16 protein-coding genes are annotated in these 19751 nt (G+C 44.4%); 4 read left to right on the forward strand and 12 right to left on the reverse strand.

What is annotated here, in order from left to right; genetic code table 11:
* The 3 genes from EC604_RS06845 to codB form a co-directional block, all read right to left on the reverse strand.
* Positions 1–330 (reverse strand): polysaccharide deacetylase family protein (locus EC604_RS06845; RefSeq protein WP_151458058.1); only part of this gene is annotated, 330 nt, incomplete at its 3' end.
* 442 nt (positions 331–772) lie between these two features.
* Positions 773–2047, reverse strand: a complete 1275-nt coding sequence (locus tag EC604_RS06850) for a cytosine deaminase (protein ID WP_123063448.1) — start codon at positions 2045–2047, stop codon at positions 773–775.
* Positions 2016–3293 carry a cytosine permease gene (codB, locus tag EC604_RS06855; protein ID WP_123063449.1) on the reverse strand — a complete coding sequence of 426 codons (1278 nt, stop codon included), beginning with the start codon at positions 3291–3293 and terminating at the stop codon, positions 2016–2018. Before codB ends, EC604_RS06850 begins: the two co-directional genes overlap by 32 nt.
* 460 nt (positions 3294–3753) lie before the next feature.
* Between codB and EC604_RS06860 the strand changes: the two genes are divergently transcribed.
* From EC604_RS06860 to EC604_RS06870, 3 genes are all read left to right on the forward strand, one after another.
* The gene (locus EC604_RS06860) at positions 3754–5181 is read left to right on the forward strand and encodes an N-acetylmuramoyl-L-alanine amidase family protein (RefSeq protein WP_123063450.1); all 1428 of its coding nucleotides are present in this window, start codon (positions 3754–3756) and stop codon (positions 5179–5181) included.
* A 41-nt stretch (positions 5182–5222) separates the two neighbouring features.
* Positions 5223–5792 (forward strand): GerMN domain-containing protein, encoded by a 570-nt coding sequence (locus EC604_RS06865; protein WP_123063451.1) that lies wholly within the window; start codon positions 5223–5225, stop codon positions 5790–5792.
* 419 nt (positions 5793–6211) lie between these two features.
* Positions 6212–6979, forward strand: a complete 768-nt coding sequence (locus tag EC604_RS06870; RefSeq protein WP_123063452.1) for a sulfite exporter TauE/SafE family protein — start codon at positions 6212–6214, stop codon at positions 6977–6979.
* Between the two features lie 163 nt (positions 6980–7142).
* On the opposite strand, the gene EC604_RS06875 is transcribed toward EC604_RS06870, so the two are convergent.
* From EC604_RS06875 to EC604_RS06915, 9 genes are all read right to left on the reverse strand, one after another.
* Positions 7143–7490: a DUF4260 domain-containing protein gene (locus EC604_RS06875; RefSeq protein ID WP_123063453.1), complete on the reverse strand. Its 348-nt coding sequence runs from the start codon at positions 7488–7490 to the stop codon at positions 7143–7145.
* A 37-nt stretch (positions 7491–7527) separates the two neighbouring features.
* Complete coding sequence (locus EC604_RS06880) at positions 7528–8142, reverse strand: TetR/AcrR family transcriptional regulator (protein WP_123063454.1); 615 nt, start codon at positions 8140–8142, stop codon at positions 7528–7530.
* A gap of 417 nt (positions 8143–8559) precedes the next feature.
* Positions 8560–8994 (reverse strand): DUF3237 family protein, encoded by a 435-nt coding sequence (locus EC604_RS06885; protein WP_240036696.1) that lies wholly within the window; start codon positions 8992–8994, stop codon positions 8560–8562.
* Positions 8995–9210: 216 nt separating this feature from the next.
* Positions 9211–10185, reverse strand: coding sequence for a sensor domain-containing diguanylate cyclase (locus EC604_RS06890; RefSeq protein ID WP_123063455.1), 975 nt, complete (start codon positions 10183–10185; stop codon positions 9211–9213).
* Positions 10186–10187: 2 nt separating this feature from the next.
* Positions 10188–10814, reverse strand: a complete 627-nt coding sequence (locus EC604_RS06895) for a chemotaxis protein CheC (protein WP_123063456.1) — start codon at positions 10812–10814, stop codon at positions 10188–10190.
* Positions 10804–11178, reverse strand: coding sequence for a response regulator transcription factor (locus EC604_RS06900; RefSeq protein WP_123063457.1), 375 nt, complete (start codon positions 11176–11178; stop codon positions 10804–10806). Before EC604_RS06900 ends, EC604_RS06895 begins: the two co-directional genes overlap by 11 nt.
* A 354-nt stretch (positions 11179–11532) precedes the next feature.
* Complete coding sequence (locus EC604_RS06905) at positions 11533–16002, reverse strand: carbohydrate binding domain-containing protein (protein WP_123063458.1); 4470 nt, start codon at positions 16000–16002, stop codon at positions 11533–11535.
* A 42-nt stretch (positions 16003–16044) separates the two neighbouring features.
* Entirely contained in the window at positions 16045–16923 is an 879-nt protein-coding gene (locus EC604_RS06910) for a carbohydrate ABC transporter permease (protein ID WP_123063459.1), read from the reverse strand.
* Positions 16924–16941: 18 nt separating this feature from the next.
* Entirely contained in the window at positions 16942–17892 is a 951-nt protein-coding gene (locus tag EC604_RS06915) for an ABC transporter permease (protein WP_373323151.1), read from the reverse strand.
* 145 nt (positions 17893–18037) lie between these two features.
* Between EC604_RS06915 and EC604_RS06920 the strand changes: the two genes are divergently transcribed.
* Entirely contained in the window at positions 18038–19747 is a 1710-nt protein-coding gene (locus EC604_RS06920; RefSeq protein WP_123063460.1) for a sensor histidine kinase, read from the forward strand.
* The last annotated feature ends 4 nt before the right edge of the window (positions 19748–19751 follow it).

Below are 19751 nucleotides of genomic sequence, written 5' to 3' on the forward strand. Positions count from 1 at the left end.
CATCTGTGAACTGTTCAGCTTGGTCATATCCGGGTGAGTATAGGAATGATTGGCAATCCACATCCCGGCGGATACCTGCGCTCGAACCAAAGCCTGATTGTTTTGCGAATTCTGCCCGGTATTAAACATGGTAGCGCGTAGACCCGACTGTTTCAATGCATTAAGTATATTGTTGGTATTGTTGGAAGGGCCGTCATCAAAAGTTAAAGCTACATAACCGTTTGGACAACTGGCATCAGCTGCAGTGGCAGAAGGAAGTGGCGGAATAGCGAATAACGAACCTAAAAGGGCAACAGACATGGCAGCTTTAATGAGTTTGGATTTAAACATGAATACACCTCCAGTAAAGTAGTTAACATAATAATTATTTTGGATTAATCTAAATTCATGTTATTACAGACACATAAGCCTCCTCTCTTTTATTCGTAACCCCTTTTATAAAAGCGCTTACATAAATGAATAAAAAAATGCTATTGTCAGCACAGTAGCGCTTGTTCGGGTTGAATCTAGTATATACGATGATTTAATAGAAGTAAATTCAAATTATTACAATATATCCTATTTAGTCATCTGAAAAATCTATCTTTTTCTCTCTATCGGCTTATTCAAGCTATATCCAAAAAAAGAAACTCCTTGATGCAGAGCTACTAACCACATAGATGATTAGCCCTGTATCAAGGAGACGTTATTTCTTCGAATGCGTACGAGTCAGATCATGAGTCAAACATTGTTATTATTGTCAGTCGCAATGAATAAGAGGAATGCCCTGCAACTATTTGTTAAAGGTAACCTTTTCAACGCTTCCATCCAACATAATGGATGTATCACGCGGTTTTGTTTCCGCAATTTTACGTCCTTCTCTGAAGGAGTACAGAACCGCTGCCTGTTTGCGAACCGCCTCGTATTCATTCTCCGCTTCCAAAATGATGAAGTTTGCTGGCTTGCCTTCTTCAACACCGTAACGATCCTCAATGTGCAGTGTTTTGGCACTATTTTTCGTAATCAGGTCGATGGAATTCACAATCTGGTCGTATCCCAGCAACTGTGAAGCATGTATGCCCATGTGTAGTACTTGCATCATATTGCCCGTACCTAGCGGATACCATGGATCGAAGATATCATCATGTCCGAAGCAGACGTTCAGACCCGCTTCTTGCAGTTCCTTCACTCGTGTGAGTCCTCTTCTCTTCGGATACGTGTCAAAGCGTCCCTGCAGGTGGATGTTCACCAGCGGATTGGACACAAAGTTCAGATTGGCCATCTTCAGCAGACGGAACAGCTTGTATGTGTAAGCATCGTTGTAAGATCCCATCGCTGTTGTATGACTTGCCGTCGTGCGTGAGCCTAGTCCGCGTTCATACGCTTCCTTGGCAACAACTTCAATGAAACGGGATTGCTCATCATCAATTTCATCACAGTGAATATCGATGAGACGGTCGTATTTTTCAGCCAGGTCAAAAGCCACTTTCATAGAATCAACGCCGTACTCACGCGTAAACTCAAAATGCGGAATGCCGCCCACAACGTCTACGCCCATTTTAAGTGATTCTTCCAGCAATGCTGCACCGTTAGGATAAGAGTGAATGCCTTCCTGCGGGAAAGCTACCAGTTGAATGTCGATGTACGGTGCCAGTTCTTCCTTCACTTCAAGCATCGCTTTAACGGCGATCAGACTTGGATCGGTCACGTCTACATGTGTTCTCACATGCTGAATGCCTTGCGCCATCTGCCACTTCAAAGCTGTTTTGGAACGTGTTTTCACGTCCTCATGGGTCAGAAATGCTTTACGTTCCGACCAGCGCTGGATGCCTTCGAACAACGTACCGCTCAGATTCCACTCCGGCTCCCCTGCTGTCAGGGTTGTGTCCAGGTGAATATGTGGTTCAATGAATGGTGGCAGCACAAGTGCTCCGCCTACATCCAGTATCTCTTCGCTTGTACCCTCAGCTAACTGTAGATCTTGTGTAATCTGCTCGAACTTCCCGTCTCTGATGATAATATTCCACAGGCCCTCTTTACCCCGCAATTTTGCGTTCTGTATAATCATGTGTTTTCCCCTTTTCTTTGGATGATGTCATGGACACGATCGCCATGATGACGGTATACGCCACGGCTGTACCAATCAGCGCATTAAGCGGTGTTACCCCGGGAGCCAGCTGTGCAAATGCTACGCCGATAGCCCATGCAGCCATAGCTACCCAGTTTACTTTTTTGAAATTCATGTCGGCAAACGGCGCATATGATCTGCGTTTTACAATGAAGTAGTCCGCAATGATGATCGCTCCAATGGAAGGAATCGCTGCGCCCAGCACGTTCAGGAAACCTACGAAGTTGTTGTACATCCACATCGCGAACACCGTTCCGATGATTCCGTTAATGATAACGAAGAATTTTTTCGATATTTTCGTAATGTTGGCAAAACCTAGACCCGAAGCATATAAAGCATTGTCATTAGTTGTCCAGATGTTGAGGCCCAGCACGATAATTGCAGGAATGAGCAATCCTTGAAGGAACATCACTTCTGATATGTCAGCCAAATTGTACGCCATCGCGCCGACAGCCCCGAACAAGAACATGAGTGAGTTACCGAGGAAAAATGCAATCACCGTCGCCGTAACCGCCTGCCGCGACGTCCGGGAGAAACGTGCAAAGTCTGGCGTGAGCGTCCCGCCGCTTATGAAAGAACCGATACAGATGGTCAGGGCCGCGGCCGCGGTAAGCGTCTGTGTTGGTGTGTAATCCAGCAAACCCTGCAGACCACCCAGTGAGCCTGCCCCCTCAAACATGGAATACCCTCCGAGAATCGCTATGGCAGGTACCGCAATATAACCAAGAATAACAAGAGACTTCATACCGAAGATTGCGGATGCAGTCATCGCCAGTCCAAATACAAAGATCAACAGGTACACATTCCAGTCCATTGCTTTAGCAACCGGAATGGCAAACATCGCCACGCCAACGCCAAACCATCCAACCTGTGTAAAGCCCAGCAGAAACGAAGGCAGATAAGAACCTTTTTCACCAAACGAATACTTCGCAAGCAAATGAGTGGACAATCCTGTCTTGGCAGCGATATGTGCCAGCGCCCCGGTGTAGATGCCAAGCACCAGATTTCCGGCCAGTACAATTGCCATGAATTCCATAAAAGTCAGGCTGACACCGAGTGTTCCACCAGCCAGCATGCTAGCCGAGAAAAACGTGAATCCAAGCATGACGGATAACGTCTTCCAGAAATGATTGCGCTGTGCCTTAGGCACCTCTTGCCATGAAAACTCTTGATCTTGTTTGCTCATCAGAAACCCTCCAGATAAAAGTGTTCTGATACCATAAAAAAAGCAGAAAAAGAGGCTACTCGTCACGCTTTTACGCTGACAAGTAGCCTCTTTATGCATCATAACCCGCGCGAAGACACAGAACATCCCTGTGTAGGAAATGCTCTGATTCTCGCGTGATTACAAAATCCGCTGCCCTTGCCAGCCTCTCTGGACTGAATTAAAGGTACCAGTATTCAATTACATTCTATTATTTTGGAAAATAGTATAACTGTCAATGTCATTTTCATCCAAATTCATTAATAATCGAATCGCGAGAAACCGGTATTTAACTCATAACTCCTGTCATGGCTTGGTCTCCACGTCTTCCCTTGCTGCGTCAAAATATGATGTAGTTTATTAAAAAGAATTAATCACTTGGCAGGAACAATTCGCATAAATGTAGAATATTGTCACAAGCATAATTAAATTGAGGTGTGAAATGAGAAAATTCGTAAGTGTACTCTTGTTCAGTTTATTTTTTCTGATTATCCTGCCCAATGTGGGACAAGCTGCTCCGCAAACTAAGATTATATTGGATGGTCAGGAGCTTGTGTTGCCGTCAGATGTCGAAGTTGTCAATGTAAACAACAATGTCATGATTCCCATTCGTGTTGTTGCTGAGAATTTGAAATTCAACGTGAAATGGGATCAGAAGAGTCAGAATGTGAGCATTGAACAAAATGCCAAGGTCCTTTCTCTCAACGTAGGTAAGAAAGAAGCTAGGGTTCAGAATGAAAAAGTAACACTGAACACGGCACCGAAATTAATCAAAAATACGGTCGTCGTTCCCCTTCGTTTTGTCAGTGAAGAAATGGGGCTGTCCGTAAGCTGGAATAACAAAGAAAAAATTGTTGGCCTGACAAGTACTGAAGTTCCTCCTGTTGCTGAGCCATCCCCTGAACCCGCTGTTCCTGGCGTAGGGAATAACATCGTGTGGAGCAAAGTTAATGATATCAGCTTTGCTAATCAGCAGCTTGTTGTATCTGTTGATACACAAGTTACGCCACAGATCACCCGGCTATCCAATCCCGATCGCATTGTGGTTGATCTGCCAAATACAACGTTTGGAGATATTGGCTCAACTTTGCAGCAAGGGACAACGGGGAAGCTTGATGTCAGCGGTATTGCGAATGTGACAGAAGTTCGATATGCCCTTTTCAAAAATGATCCGGCTCAAGTTAGAGTTGTTATTGAGTTGAATAATTTGAGCGACGTGCAGGTCAGTTCTCAATATGTCAGTGGCAAACTGATTGTTGACTTAGCGCTTACAGCTACGAGCGGAATTCCAATCAATCCCGCTGGAAACGAAGGCGGCAAAAGCATCGTTGTCATTGATCCCGGGCATGGCGGCAAAGATCCGGGCACCATCGGTATCTCCAACACACAAGAAAAAGATTTCACGTTGCCACTTGCTCTCAAAGTTCAAGCCCTTCTGCTGCAGGAGCCGGATATTGAAGTCGTGATGACACGTGACACGGACGTTTACCCCACCCGCCCAGAGCGAGTGCAGCTGGCTAACACGTTAAACGCGGATGTGTTTGTATCCATCCATGGAAACAGTGTGAAAGCCTCGCCACAGACTACAGGCACCGAAACGTACTATTACAAACGAAGCAGCAGTAAAGAACTGGCGGATATCGTACACAGACATCTCATAGAAGCGTTAGGCTTTAAGGATCGCAAGGTCAAGAACGGTAATTTGGAAGTGCTTCGAAATACAACGATGCCCGCTGTGTTGCTTGAGGTTGGATTTCTAAGCAATTTGGTCGAAGAACAAGCAATGCTTTCCGAGAGTGTTCAGAATAAAGCAGCTCAGGCCATTGTGGATGGAATCAAGGAGTTTTTACACCAATCCAATGAACAGTAGATGTAATAGGGAACTGAATGTGAAGATAAGGATGTGCTTTGATGAATAAAAAGGCAAATATTATGCTCCTGCTCTACCTTACAGCTGTATTGCTCATACTTGCTGGTTGCGGCAATAAACCGGCTACGGATCCTGGAAATGCGGAGCCCGCACCTAACCCGTCTCAATCTAACGGCTCTTCCCCCTCCGCACCAGATGCCGAGAAAAAAGAGACACAAGAAATTGAAGTGGCTTATGTGGACTCGGAACTCACTCAAGTCAAAATCAAAAAAGCAGAAATTGAATTTTCGGACAGTAACGAGAAATATACACAAGCGTTTGATGCAATGCAGCGCTCGGATGACCCGGAGTATATCTCGTTATGGAGTGACATCGGACTGGAATCACTTGAGTTTCAAGAAGCCGATGGCAAAATTACGTTAAACATTCACATTCCAGACGAAGCGAGACTCGGTTCTGGCGGCGAACTTCTTTTCCTAGATACGTTGAAACAAACCATCTTTCAGTTTCAAGAAATCCAAAGCATTCAGTTGCTTGTAGATGGGAAAGAAAGCGAGAGCCTAATGGGTCATGTGGAATTAGAGAATCCGATTGTTCGTGGTTCGGAATAATTGGATCAAGCTTAGTAAATGGCGTCTGCGAGAACAAAGATATGAATAAAACAAGCGTATGAATAACGAAGCATTAGCCGCGCTTTAAAACGCGAAAAACCTTGCGATCTAATTCTAATTAGACAGCAAGGTTTTTCGACGTATTGAGAATGAGTACGATGCAAAACTTCATTTTCCATTTCGTATCGGTATACAACATCATACAAAAGCGTTAAACGCACTTCATTTCACTCCCTCTTCGATTGGCTTGTTCATGAAGGGTTAGACGCGTATTATCCGCTTTTGTTGCTCCTATGCTCTTAAGCACTTCTCGCAAGTAGAGAGACATGATCATGCATGATATAATCGAATTCATATTACTATTCGTGAAGAAAACGTCTGATATGGTTTTCGTAGGAATACGAGTTTGGAGTAGTCTCATGTTAATGATAAATATTGTGCTTGTTATGTTTTTGCTAGGTCTTCTTCTTGGGTTCGTGGGCGCAGGCGGTTCCGGTTTCATTATCTCGATCCTGACGGTTGCATTCGGATACCCTATTCATGTTGCCCTCGGAACGGCGCTTGCAGCGATGTTTTTCTCTTCGCTCTCGGGTTCAATCAGTCATTACCGGGAGGGAAATGCAATGCTCAAAACAGGTGTGATCGTTGGTCTGGCCGGGGCAGCAGGTGCCTGGATCAGCTCAGGATGGTCATCCTATATTCCAGAGGATCGGCTTGGCATGCTGACTTCGTTCATGCTTTTTGCATCAGGACTCGCGCTGTGGCTTCGCTTAATTCTTGTTTCGCGACGCCCTGCTGGTTCTGAGATACAGGCTGTTATACTTGGAGAAGGTCTGCGTTACTGGGTATATGCGTTATTAATTGGGGTAGTTACAGGTATGTTATCCGGACTATTCGGTATTGGCTCCACACCCTTTATCCAATTAGGGCTCATGCTGTTGTTAAATATGCCTATGAGATATGCTGCCGGAACAACGATGTTGGTCATCATTCCCATAGCCTTGGCTGGTGGAGCCGGATATATGAGAATTGGTTATCTGGACTTGCAGTTGTTATTGCTGGTTGTAATCGGTACAATGTCCGGCTCATACGTTGGAGCGAAATTTACGAAACGTGTACCAGCGCTCTGGCTGAAAGTAAGTATGGTCGTGACACCGATGATTGGAGCGACCATATTATGGCTTTGATTTTCTTGGAGCGTTCAGTGTAAGGCGTGCTACATGTGGCGAAACTGTTCGTTGTCCCATTCAAAAAGGCTGCACCCAACATCTTGATGATGTGAGAACAGCCTTTTTCTGGTGTCTATTTTAAAAGTTAGAAAACTAAGCTATCATAGTTATCCTTATGAGACTATACACGCTGGAGATGGGTATCCTTAAACTCCGTTTCATATTTCAAACCAAAGCCAAACATACGATCCATACCAATATGAGCGATCCAGATGAAGCTGATCAACATCAGAACGTCCATCTTCAACACGTAACCCGCTGCCAAAAATACCATAGGAATAATGTACGTATGTCCCACATTGTAAATCAGTGCGCCCAGCTTATTGTTAGCAGCATAACCAATCATGAACACATCCGGGACGAGAAGCAACAGCAGGAAGAGCCACCAGGAGTAATCATTGTAAAAGTAAATCGTTGTCGCAGCTGCAAGCACCAGGAAGCCTTCTAATCGAATCCATAATCTAGTCATTTTAGTTTAGCTCCTTTAAATGTAGTTTATTTTGATTTTAATGTTCTCCATTGGGAGATTTTATTCCGCTCAGCATCCACCCGATGCCCTGAGATACCTGTTCGTGTGAGAGCGGCTGGGCTGATAGCAATACAGGGGATTGTAACGTTAATCCGTCGAACACAGCTTGAATTAAGACTGCAAAGGTTTCTTTTTTGTTTTCGTCCAGCGGCAGATCCAACCGATCGATGATTAATCGAATACCCAATTTCATCTCCTGGTACAGTTTCACTAACTCGTTAGCCAGCTTTTCATTACTCACACTCTCTGTCCAAAGGCTGATTAACAGTGTAAACCACTCCGGGTTTGTTTTACGAAATTCAACGACGTGTTGTAACGCTTGCTGGAGCAAATCCGCGGGTTCTGCTGTCATATCCAATTGTTGCAGTGCTCCCTTCATCCCCCGGTTAATCATCCATTCCCGCACAACCTCTACCAGAAGTGTTTCTTTCGTAGTAAAATGGTAGCCAATCAGTCCTTGTGCCACGCCAGCTTTGGCTGCAATTTCTTTCATGGTTGCTTTTGTATAGCCTACCTGACCGAACAACGTAAAGGCCGCTTGTAAAATGGCGTTTCTGCGCTCATCTTGGTTTACTGATTGTTGCTTAGACATTTGAATTCAACTCCAATACTGTTTGGTTGAACAGTCAATTTATATCCTTATCTTAGAACTGTTTGGTTGAACAGTCAATACTTTTTTTAACATTTCAAATTGTATGTTTCTTTCAAATGAATATGCTACATTATACATGTGATATTAATGGTTTATTTTAGGAGGTTTTAAAAATGATGAGCAGTGTGGGATTTCCAGGTATGTTATTTGCCATAGTCTTTCTGATTCTTGTGATTATGCTGATTCGGAGAATATTGAAACGATGAGAAAGACAACCCTTGTTAAATGGGCTACTTAAGTGAGTAAATGCGGTTAAATAAAGAAAGCGTTGTTTGTAATAACAACGCTTTTCAGTATGTAAAGTGTCTCATGAAATTTTGAAAGATGTATTAAAACCTCTTCATTCCCTTCAGTAACTTATGATTTCACCTTGAAAATCTTGATGTCTACGCCGCCCTCCGACGGATAACCCTCACCAATAAGCGCATCCACGTTCAGATCGGATAGAGCCTGACTGTTGGTTATAATCCGAGGCGAGGTGCGAAACAGCATGTCGCCCTTCACTTCCCCAATATACCCATTATTTTCGATGTACATCTCGCAAGCTTGCCCCGTATAATCCTGTCCCTGTAACATATACCTGGCCGACAGGCTGTGACGTCCCCCCTCTTTTCCAATAATTTGTGTATCCACGCCACCCTCACGAACGAAGCCTTCGAAACAGGTTCCTGTAACATGTCCTGTAAACATAATCATCACTACCGAGTCGCCATCCGCGTTTTTTAGCTCGATTGAATTTTCAATCTTAACGTGTACAGTAAACAACTCTTCCATCTCTAGCTTCGCTATCAATCATGATCATCCTCTCTGTCTGTTACTTCGTGATTTTATTCATTTGTTGATCCTTACTTCACTTCGTCAGTTACATAAGGACTCCTGCTAACAAGCTGACAAGTGAAAGACTTCCCTAAGAAGCCTAACAAAAAAAGTTGCCATAATAGCAACTTTGAAAGGTTGAGAAAATATTTTATAAGGATTGGAAGTAGACGCTTATAGACGAACAATGTATTACCAGACATGATCCAGCTCGGGATGAAAGAAGGCGTAGCCCCGCTTTCCATTTTTCTTAATTCTGTACATGGCCATATCCGCAAGTTTTAGAAGTTCAGTCGGATCTTGTCCATGCTTGGGAAACAAACTGATGCCAATACTGGCGGATAGATGGATCTCAATGGCATTCACATGAATCGGAGCTTCAAATGCATTCGTCAGATTTTTGGCAACGATCTTTGCATCATCGTCATCCTTAAGCTGGTTCAGGATAATGCTGAATTCGTCACCTCCGAGTCTTGCTACGCAGTCCGTACTGCGAATACTCCCCTTCAATCGATGAGCCACTTCCATTAAGACCTGATCACCTATTTCATGACCGTAGGTATCGTTAATCTGTTTGAATCCATCCGTATCGATATACATTACCGCAAACCGTGACTCACTTCTTACCGCGTTGCTGACAGCCCATGCAAGACGATCCTTAAATGCTAAACGATTAGGAAGACCTGTCAAGGAATCATGCAAGGAAAGATGTTTACTGATCTTCTCCGAAACTTTGATCTTGGTATACTCGGTCTCCAGCTCTTTAATCAGGTTCTTAAGTTTGTACACGCGAGTGCTTGTATTGGTTGTATCGCTAATCTGCAGTAGTGCGTAACTGTGGTCATTTTCATAAAGCGGTTCAACATGTAGATTTTGTCTGTAAAAACTCTCATCTCCTCCATCCTTCGGAAGGATAAAAGATTTATGTAGAGCGCTGGAGCAGAACCTGCTCTGCCCGTGATAGAGCGCGTTTTGTATAATATTCATATACATATTAGCCTTGAATCTGGGGCAAATCTCAAGCAGATTTTTACCGAGCACGTCTTCAGCGGACATGCCTGTTAAACGTTCCAACCAGCCATTCCACACGAGAATTCTCAATTGTCTGTCGACAATCATAATCCCCATCTTGGTTTTGTTCAGCGCTTGTACAATGAGATTATCCATGGTTATCCTCCCAGCAGAGCATCTATCTTATCCAGCAGACTGGAGATGGAGTCCATGCTCAATGCAATAACGATAATTCCTTTTACATCTGTATCTGCAAGCAAAAAGGAGGTATGTAGCACTAATATATACACTTCATTCTGAAGCAGGATTTGCGGGTCTGTTTTCGTAACATGAATCAGTTCGATATCAGGCAGTACGTACTCCAGTTTTATTTCAAGGAAATTTCCGAATTCTCCAATAATCGCATTGAGCAACACATTGCTGACTTCCTGCAACACATCGAGATCCGTGTCCATTAATCGACAATCGCTCTTATCCACGCTCTCTGTCAATTCTCCGAGACACATGTTAGCTAGCACTTTTGCCTGCTCGGCAGGGAACATCAGGAAAGCTTTGCCTTGAAACTGATACCCGAACTGCAATGATGACCGAAAGAGATGACCTTCGGAAAATAAAATATTGTACCTTCGATCCTCTGGGTCTACTTCCGTAATGGAAATCAGCTCAACTTCGGGGATATTGAGTACAATATGCTTGTCTACAATTTCTGATAACATGTTAGCTGCCTGTCCAACGTAAACGTTGACAAGTTCAGTAAGCAGATCTTTCTGCAGCTCATTCAGCATAACGTGCCACCTGAATCATTTGTAGCAATGTATTCGCTCTTTCTGCGGTTAGCGGTTTATTCAGAAATCCTGAGATTCCTAACTCCTCCACTTCCTCACGGGTAGCCTTCTGAATATCGGCAGACAAAATTATAATTTTGACGTTCTGATCTTTCTCTCGAATCAAACGAAGCATATCCTGACCGCCCAGTCCTGGCATCAAAAGATCTGTCGTTATCAAATCAGGTTCGTACTCTTGATAAAGTTGAAAACCGTCTTCTCCGTTGGTGGCCGTTCGAATTTCGCAATCCGGAATATGATCGCTAATCAACTTGCTCATCATTTTCTGTACAAAAATCGAATCTTCCACAATTAATACTTTCATGATTCTACTCAGTCTCCTTGATAAAGTTTTAAGGGCGCAAAAGATCAGGCGCTGTAGACAGTTTCTTGAGAAGGAGCTTCGCGCACAGGTGGAACCCCTTAAAAGTGACTGACAGATGAAATAGGCAAAACAATATAAATTATAGTTACTAGAAAAATAGGTTGTCAACAATATTTAAAAATAAGTTATAACGTATTCATCTGTCAATGGAAGGGAAATTCCAACGATTTACAAAGCAAAAAGGACGAGCAGAGAATCTCTGCTTCGTCTCTTCTTGGACTATCTGTGAATAATCGTTTTACATTTGGAAACAACTCCATTAATGATCGTTCCTTTACATCGTATAATAACGTTTTATTGCGTTTTCCCCATATTAACCAGCTTCACATCCGACAGTGTAATCGTGGTATCGCCTTGCTCAGTACCATCAATCTTACCCATGTCAAACACAATTCGGCTGTTCGTATAACTCGCTTCATTCGCTTGGAACGTAAACGTAAATTGTTGTTCTTCCGTCATCAGATTCATTTGATTGCCATAGAATCCAGTCCATTTGTAGTTCGCAGGGATATCCACCCAGCCAATACCTACACCCAGCTTGCGTGTTTTATCGGCTTTTGCTTTGAATGACAACTTATAAGTATAACCTTGCTGCATCGCAAAGCCTTCCTGGATCAATTGCCGGTCCCATGCATTCTCTCCGACTTGACCAATCCGTGCCTGTAACTGCTGGTTTTCCGCGCTGAGAACCAAGTCTTCCGGTTTATTGCTGGCCGCATATGGGAACCAGCCGTTCGTTCCTTGCGTAAAGTCACCATTTTTGATCAGATTGACATGTACAGGTTGCCCACCCTCTTCTGCGCCGGGATTGACCTCAAACAGCATTACATTTTGAATGGATACAACATGTTCGGCTGCTGGCTCCAGTGAATGACCCAAACCGAAGTTTAACAAATCTGCCTCATCCTCAGTATCTCCCATAGTAAAGGTATAGGCATATGGCTGTTTCGTTGTGGTCAATTCAGCCGCCTGCTCCAAATACTTCACATCATCACTGCCCGTTTTCGATACAACCACCTGCATCGGTTTCGGTACTGAAGCCGAAGCATCAAAACTTAGACGATACGTTTTCCCTGCTTCAAGCGTTAGCTGTCCTTGCTGCAATATAGCGTCCCACCAATTCTGGGTTGTACTAGGCACAGTCAAGCTAATCCCTTGGTCATCGCTATAAGTCACCGTAGTGACACTAGCCGGCACCATCCAATCCGATGTTACTGAGCTCAGTTCACCGTTTTTTACTTTGCTCCGTGAAATGTCCAGCCAGCGTGTGTTATATTCGTTTCCTTCAAAATTCACGTAATACGTTGTCCCTGCTTTCAAAGATACCGACGGGAAATACACCGTTTTGTACGTTTGCCAGCCGCCCGTATCGCCTAACGTCAGATTAGAACTTGCAACGGTATGGCCTTCTTCATCTTTGACTGTAAAACGTACCTTTGCATCGTCTTTTGCACTTGCCATTCGTGTTGAAAAGGCATATGCACCGTCGTTCGCTGCTGTTATTTTGAATTGAAGCAAATCTCCTTCATCCATATAGCTAACATGCTCGCCGCCTTCATCGGAATTCTCAAGCTGTAATCCCTGCATCACGTAAGCATCTGCGGCAGGAATATGAGTATAATTCTGAATCGCTACCGGTTTTCCACGTTTCGTCAACCGCACATTGTCAACATAAAGCTTGCCAGTAGATCCGCCAAATAAAAGCTTTAATTCAGATGTTGCTGTAGCTGCACCCTCTCCGATCACAATTTCACCAGTGTATGTTTTCATCTCAGACCCGATCTGAATCTGCTGCCCTTGATTCATTTGTACGTTATGGCCTTCCTCGGTAGATAAACCGATATCCATAACACCTGTCGTATCTGCCTTGGCATCAAATGAGAAGCCGTAGGTCGTGTTACCTTCCAGCTTCATACCAGGCTGAGTGACAGCAACCTGTGCCGGCTGACCATTTGTTTTCTTCACATCGACAACAAGTTGTCTCTCCATGATCGGGAATTTCAAGAAGTTATTGACGGATACCTGTGCTTCAGCACCCGACTGAATTTCAGTGTTCCAGAAGCCGAGCCGTTGTTTCCCTTGATCAAATGTACCATTGAATACGTAATTGCCATCCGGGAGTGCTTTTCGTTCCACTGGGAGTGGATCTGCCTCCCCAATCTCAGTCAGTCTCACGTTGGTTACCGAAACTTCGCCTTCGTTTAATCCCAGATTAAATTCGAAGCGTGCATTGTTGTCGGAACCATTACGCATGTTGAATTCGTATTCATAAGGCTGCCAATCCGTTGTGACTGAAAATGCTTTTTCTTCAGAGTAATTCGTCCAGCTTTTTTCAAACTGAGTTACTTTGGAGCGGATAACCCGGTTTGCAGAAGCTTTTGCATCAAACTCGACTTTATATTTTTTGTCTTTCTTGATATACATCGGCATTTGGGTGAGCTGAACCGAATAGGTTTCCGTTCCTGCTTTGGAGATCGTTACTTTGGCTGCTTTGCCTTTCGCTTCATCCTCTACGACTTCAACCTTGCCCTCTCCGCCTGCATTGGTAATAAAATTCCAATCAGCAGGAACACCAGTTGTATCTACACCTTGGATAAACTTCTCATTATAAATCTGGTTACCATCCGCTTGCGGTGCGCGCTGTTTCTCAGGCTCAATCGGACTGGAAGTCACGTCAGGCCATTGATCCATATTTTTATACGAATACACTCGCACAAAATCCACATTCATCTTCTCGGAAACAAAATCATTCTCCGGTGATCCCGGCCAGTCTCCGCCAACTGCAAGATTGAGAATGAGATAGAACGGGCGATCAAACGGTGCAGGGAACGTGTAGCTTTCCGGTTGTCCCGCAGCCGTTGTCTGCCAGTTGTTAATCTGATGATGCAACTTGCCATCTACATAGAATCGAATCATGCCTGGCAACCATTCTACCTGGAAATCATGATAATCATCGGCAAAAGATTCACCTTGTGGCAATGTAAATTTGCCCTGATCATGTCCGTGAGAACCATCCGCTTTCTTGGAATCGTAATGGATCGTACTGTAGATTTCATGATCTTTGTTTTTGCCGCCGATCAACTCCATGATGTCAATCTCACCAGAAGCGGGCCATCCTCCATAATGCGCTTCATCCGTAGGCATCATCCAGATTGCCGGCCACATGCCCTGCTGGATGGGAAGTTTGGCTCTCACAACCACTTTTCCGTACGTCCAATCGCCCTTCTCTTTCGTAATCAGTTTACCGGAAGTATAATTTTTGCTGCCCTTCTGTTCCCGCTTTGCTTCAATCTGCAATACATTGCGGTTGCCATCCTTCACAATACGTGTGTTATTCGGGCTGTAATATTGCAACTCATTGTTGTACACAAGCTCCGTATCCTGAACGGTCCATTTGGATGCATCCACGGAAGGCGCATTGAATTCATCATTCCAGACCATTTCCCAATGCTCATCCGGAATCGTCGTTGCCGGAATCGGTTTTTCACCTGAAGGAATGCCCGGAACGGACGGTGTCGTTCCGCCTGAATTGGAAGAGCCTCCCCCGCCTGAGCTAGAACCAGTACCCCCGTTAGAAGTACCTGGTGTAGCAGCGTTTGGTTGCTCCGACTGTCCTGTCCCAGACGTAATGTTATCCTTGTATTGTCCTGGTGCAACCGCTTTCCCATTAAGCAATACGTTGGAGGCATCGACTTCAAGAAGCTTGATACGACCTTTACTATCAATAGCCGTATTGCGGGCTTTACGGTTTACTTTTAATGAATTAATCGTACCTTCGGCAGATAACTCAACTGTAGCCTTGTTTTCGACAAATAGCTCTTCAACCTGTGTTGCTCCTGTGATCTCAACATGTACCGGACTTGTGTTTTTGTCTACCACAACTCGATTCAATTTAGAGTTATGAATATCGATCGAGTGGTTTCCTCCGCCCTTCACGATCACACTTCCAGTGACCGTCACTCCGTCGAGCCTCACTGTACCTTCTCCAATGGCTTCTGTAAGTAACAAGTTTCCATTAACTGTGGTATTTTTCAGTGTCACATCGGTTGAGCGGATAATCAGATTACCTTCTACTTTGGATTCATAGGTACCTGGTTTGCTTTTAATATCAGCTATCAACGTAGACATGATGGTAGCAGCTTCTGCTCTCGTAATGTTGGATTCAGGTGCAAGATTTCCGTTGTATCCGTTTACAAATTTATTGTTTACGAAGTAGTTCATCGCATTTCTGGCATAGTCAGCTACATCTTTGTCGTCTTTAAACGCAGTACCGAGCGACTCACTGCCTGTCGATAACTGAAACGCACGATCTGCCATCACGACAGCATCCTGCCGGGTAATCGGAAGCTGGGGCGACAGATGTGTTGCATCAGTTCCCTGAATAATGCCAGATCCACTTGCTCGTGTGATTGCATCATAATACCAGTCTTTTTCACTAACATCTGTGTATGATGCCGCTCCGGGGCCTCCTGCGAATCCGAACACCCGGTCGAGCATCACAACAAATTCGGCACGGCTAATACGTTCACTCGGTCTGAATGTGCCGTCCGCATAACCTTTAGTCAGCGCCATATCCTGCAAACGCATCACTGCTTTTTCAGCCCAATGCCCTTGCAAATCTTTGTACGGCGCCCGAAGCAGGCTTGACGCCTGCTCCTGCTCCGTTACCGTTTGCTGCTTCATCTGTTCTGCACCGACTACAGCCGGAGCTGCCAGTGAAACGATCATGCTTCCTGCTACGAGACAAGCCAACCCTTTTTTCACTCATATTCCTCCCTAGAATGTGTGGTCACTTGCAGGGCAGTACTACTCTTTTACTGCCCCAATGACGATACCTTTAACGAAAAAGCGTTGTAAGAATGGATATATGACCAAAATCGGCAATGCCCCGATGAAAATCTGTGCTGCGCGAACCGTACGCTGGGAAACATTCTCCAGCATGGATGGGTCCACGTTGATTTTACTGAGGTCTTGCTGCACGATAATGGTTTGTAGCAAGGAAGCCAGTGGGTAATTTTTGACATCGGACATATAGATCATGCCGTCGAACCAAGAGTTCCACTGACCTACCATGGTAAACAAGGACAAGGTTGCTATCGCTGGCATGGACAGCGGTATATATACCAGCGCCAGCGTTTTAATGTGACCTGCTCCATCCAGATAAGCCGCTTCCTCCAGCTCTTTAGGCAGACCGCGGAAGAAGTTCATCATCAGAATGACATTCCACACGGACAGTGCACCTGGCAATACCAGCGCCCAGATCGTATCCATCAGACCCAGCTTTTGAATCAGAATATAACTCGGGATCAAACCTCCGCTGAACAAAATCGTAAATACAAAGAACCAGGTGTAGATCGAGCGGCCTTTGAAATTGAGATCTTCCTTCGACAGCGGGAAGGCGGTAAGTAACATAATCACCATTCCGATCACGGTAGCAATGACTGTTCGTTTAACCGAAACCAGCAAGGAATTAATGAAATTTGAATTGCCGAACGTTTTGACATATGCATCTGTCGTAAAGCCAATTGGCCAGAAACCGACAAGATTGGCTGAGGCCGGTGCCATGCTGCTGAACGAAACGGCCAAAATATGAATGATAGGCAGAATGCAGAGCAGTGATAATACGCCCAGAAAAATATAGTTCGCAACGCTGAATATTCGATAGCCTTTTGTTTTGTAATACAAGCCCTTTTCTCCTCTCTACTAGAACACGCGGTAATTCGCCAATTTGTAAGCCATGCGATATGAGATAACGATCAGAATGGTTGCCACGACCGATTTGAACAATCCTACAGCCGTTGCGAAGCTCATTTTGCCGTTCAAGATACCAAGACGGTATACGAAGGTATCGATGATATCACCTTTGTCATAAACGAGCGGATTGTACAGGTTGAACACCTGATCGAACCCTGCATTCAAAATGTTTCCGATGGAGAGTGTCATGAGTACGATTGTAATCGGCATGAGGGCCGGAATTGTAATGTGCAGTGTTTGTTTGAACCGGTTCGCACCGTCCACTTCCGCAGCTTCGTACAGTGCCGGGTTAATACCGGACAGAGAAGCCAGAAATACAATCGTGCCAAAGCCAAATTCTTTCCAAACATCACTAACAATCAGTGTTATCCGAAACCAAGTTCCATCCCCCAGGAAAAAGATCGGATCTCCGCCCAGTGCAACCACCAGTTTGTTCACCATGCCCCCCTGCGGCGATAGAATATCAAGCAATATTCCGCCCAGGATTACCCATGACAGAAAATGCGGAAGATAAACCAGTGTTTGACTGACCCTTTTAAAGGCATTTAAACGAACTTCGTTCAACAAAATCGCGAACAGGAATGGAGCAATTAAACCTGCGATTATTTTGAAAAATGCAATGACCAGTGTATTCCAGATGACCTGGCCTACGTCCGGGTATAAAAATAAATACTTGAAATTATCCCAACCTACCCATTTGGATTCGGTAAATCCGAGGTATGGTTTAAAATCCTGGAAAGCAATCACAATCCCGCCCATTGGTATGTACTGAAATACAATTGCCAGCAAAACCGCTGGTACGAGCATCAAATGCAAGGACCAATTCCGTTGCATGTTCCAGCGCTGTCTTGCCTTGATGGCACGCCCCTTGCGAGGCGTTTCTAACGTATGTTCCTTCACCCCTACATCCCCCATGTTCTAAAATTTGTATTTTACAAGTGGATATGAACTTGTATATTAAAATTATAGCAACGGTTATTAGCAATCTATATCCTAATATTGCAACAACGATAACAATATTTTAATGAGTTGAGGAGGCCCCGCATTGTTCGCTCGTCTGAATGTCTTTACCAAAATTACACTGTTGTTTGTAGCATTGCTTGTCCTGGTTTTGTTTCTGTACACCTATTCAAACCGGGAAAGTGTACGGGTGATCGAACACGAAATTCAGAACAATACGATGAATCATTTGTCCACTTTTGCCGACTCTGTAGAATCCAACATTTACCAACTATCCCTCTATGGGATGTCCATTGGGCAAGATTCGAGCATACAGGAATATCAGCGGCCGGATTACAAAGATGTGCCTTATGAACGTGTCAAAGTCGGAAGTGCTATTCTTGAAAAAATGAATCTGTATAATGCAGCCAGCAAATGGCATTCCACTATCACCCTTTATTTTCCAAGGTTGCAAAAAGTCATTTCCACGGATTATTATGCTTATATCCCGTACGAAGAGGATGAATTTTCCAAGCCGCTTTCGAAATCATGGGCATATAAGCATAATCAATTTGTGTGGTACACGACCGATCCAACGACAGCGATCGACACTCCTGGGAAGTCGAGACTGATTACCAAGATCAGCTTTCCCGTGTATCATCTGACCAGCATGCTGGATCAGAACAAATTGAATAACAAAGGTGACCCTTTTATGTTCCATCCCGAGTTTGGCTTAATTAGCAACACGAGTGGAAATGGCACATTGACTGCGATTCAGTCCAAGCTGAAAGAGATGACTTTGCAGGGAAAGGGCGGATTCACCACGACGCTTGACCGTACAGAATACTATGTCTCGTACATACATTCAGACAGTCTGGGATGGTACTATGTAGACTACGTGCCTATGCAGCAAATTTTAGGCCCGATCACAAATAGTCGGAATCTCTTCTACGCTTCCATAGCCGTTTTGATTGCTATGAGTGTTGTGGTTTTGTATGTGCTGTATCGTAGTGTGCAGCTCCCATTGCTTCAGCTCGTAAAGGGAACGAACCGTTTGTCGACTGGAGATTTCTCCGTTCGTCTGCATCATTCGTCACGTAATGAATTCAGTTTATTGTTTGCACGATTTAACATCATGGCGCAGCGAATTCAGGAGTTGATTGAGAATGTATACGAAGAACAACTCCGAAGACGTGAAGCCACATTGAAGCAGTTGCAATCACAGATTAACCCGCATTTCCTATACAATTGCCTCTTCTACATCAAAAATATGGCAAGGATGAAAAATGAGAAAGCCGTTGTGGCAATGGCGCTGAATTTAGGTGAGTATTATCGATACATCACCAGATCCGAGAATGATCAGGCCACCATTAAAGAAGAGCTGACCATGGTGAAAAATTACTTGGAAATCCAGGCGCTCCGGCTGGAACGCATGCATTTTACCATCGATGTACCGGACGATATGCTGCATAAAACGTTACCCCGTTTAAGCTTGCAACCTATCGTTGAGAACGCTATCATTCATGGCATTGAACCCCGTACCGAAGACGGTCATATCAACATAACAGGCCATCATACGGATGAAATGTGTACGATTACCGTCGAGGACAGCGGGCTGGGTATGACTGAGAATCAGATGCAAGAGTTGGTCGATAATCTTAACAAACCGCTCGATGGCAACATGGGATGCGGAACTTGGAATGTTCATCAGCGTTTGTCTTTTTTGTATGGTGAAGATGCGGGTTTAAGCTATGAACATACGCCTGGCGGAGGCGTTAAGGTAAGCATTACATGGTACAACAATATCAATGAGTAGGTGA

It is taken from the genome of Paenibacillus amylolyticus, from assembly GCF_003719335.1.
GTDB lineage: Bacteria > Bacillota > Bacilli > Paenibacillales > Paenibacillaceae > Paenibacillus > Paenibacillus amylolyticus_D.

Excerpts from the sequence above, each read along its gene's own strand:
- EC604_RS06850 (WP_123063448.1), bottom strand. The coding sequence starts at position 2,047 with ATGATTATACAGAACGCAAAATTGCGGGGTAAAGAGGGCCTGTGGAAT.
- codB (WP_123063449.1), bottom strand. The coding sequence starts at position 3,293 with ATGAGCAAACAAGATCAAGAGTTTTCATGGCAAGAGGTGCCTAAGGCA.
- EC604_RS06860 (WP_123063450.1), top strand. The coding sequence starts at position 3,754 with ATGAGAAAATTCGTAAGTGTACTCTTGTTCAGTTTATTTTTTCTGATT.
- EC604_RS06865 (WP_123063451.1), top strand. The coding sequence starts at position 5,223 with ATGAATAAAAAGGCAAATATTATGCTCCTGCTCTACCTTACAGCTGTA.
- EC604_RS06870 (WP_123063452.1), top strand. The coding sequence starts at position 6,212 with ATGTTAATGATAAATATTGTGCTTGTTATGTTTTTGCTAGGTCTTCTT.
- EC604_RS06875 (WP_123063453.1), bottom strand. The coding sequence starts at position 7,490 with ATGACTAGATTATGGATTCGATTAGAAGGCTTCCTGGTGCTTGCAGCT.
- EC604_RS06880 (WP_123063454.1), bottom strand. The coding sequence starts at position 8,142 with ATGTCTAAGCAACAATCAGTAAACCAAGATGAGCGCAGAAACGCCATT.
- EC604_RS06890 (WP_123063455.1), bottom strand. The coding sequence starts at position 10,185 with ATGGATAATCTCATTGTACAAGCGCTGAACAAAACCAAGATGGGGATT.
- EC604_RS06895 (WP_123063456.1), bottom strand. The coding sequence starts at position 10,814 with ATGCTGAATGAGCTGCAGAAAGATCTGCTTACTGAACTTGTCAACGTT.
- EC604_RS06900 (WP_123063457.1), bottom strand. The coding sequence starts at position 11,178 with ATGAAAGTATTAATTGTGGAAGATTCGATTTTTGTACAGAAAATGATG.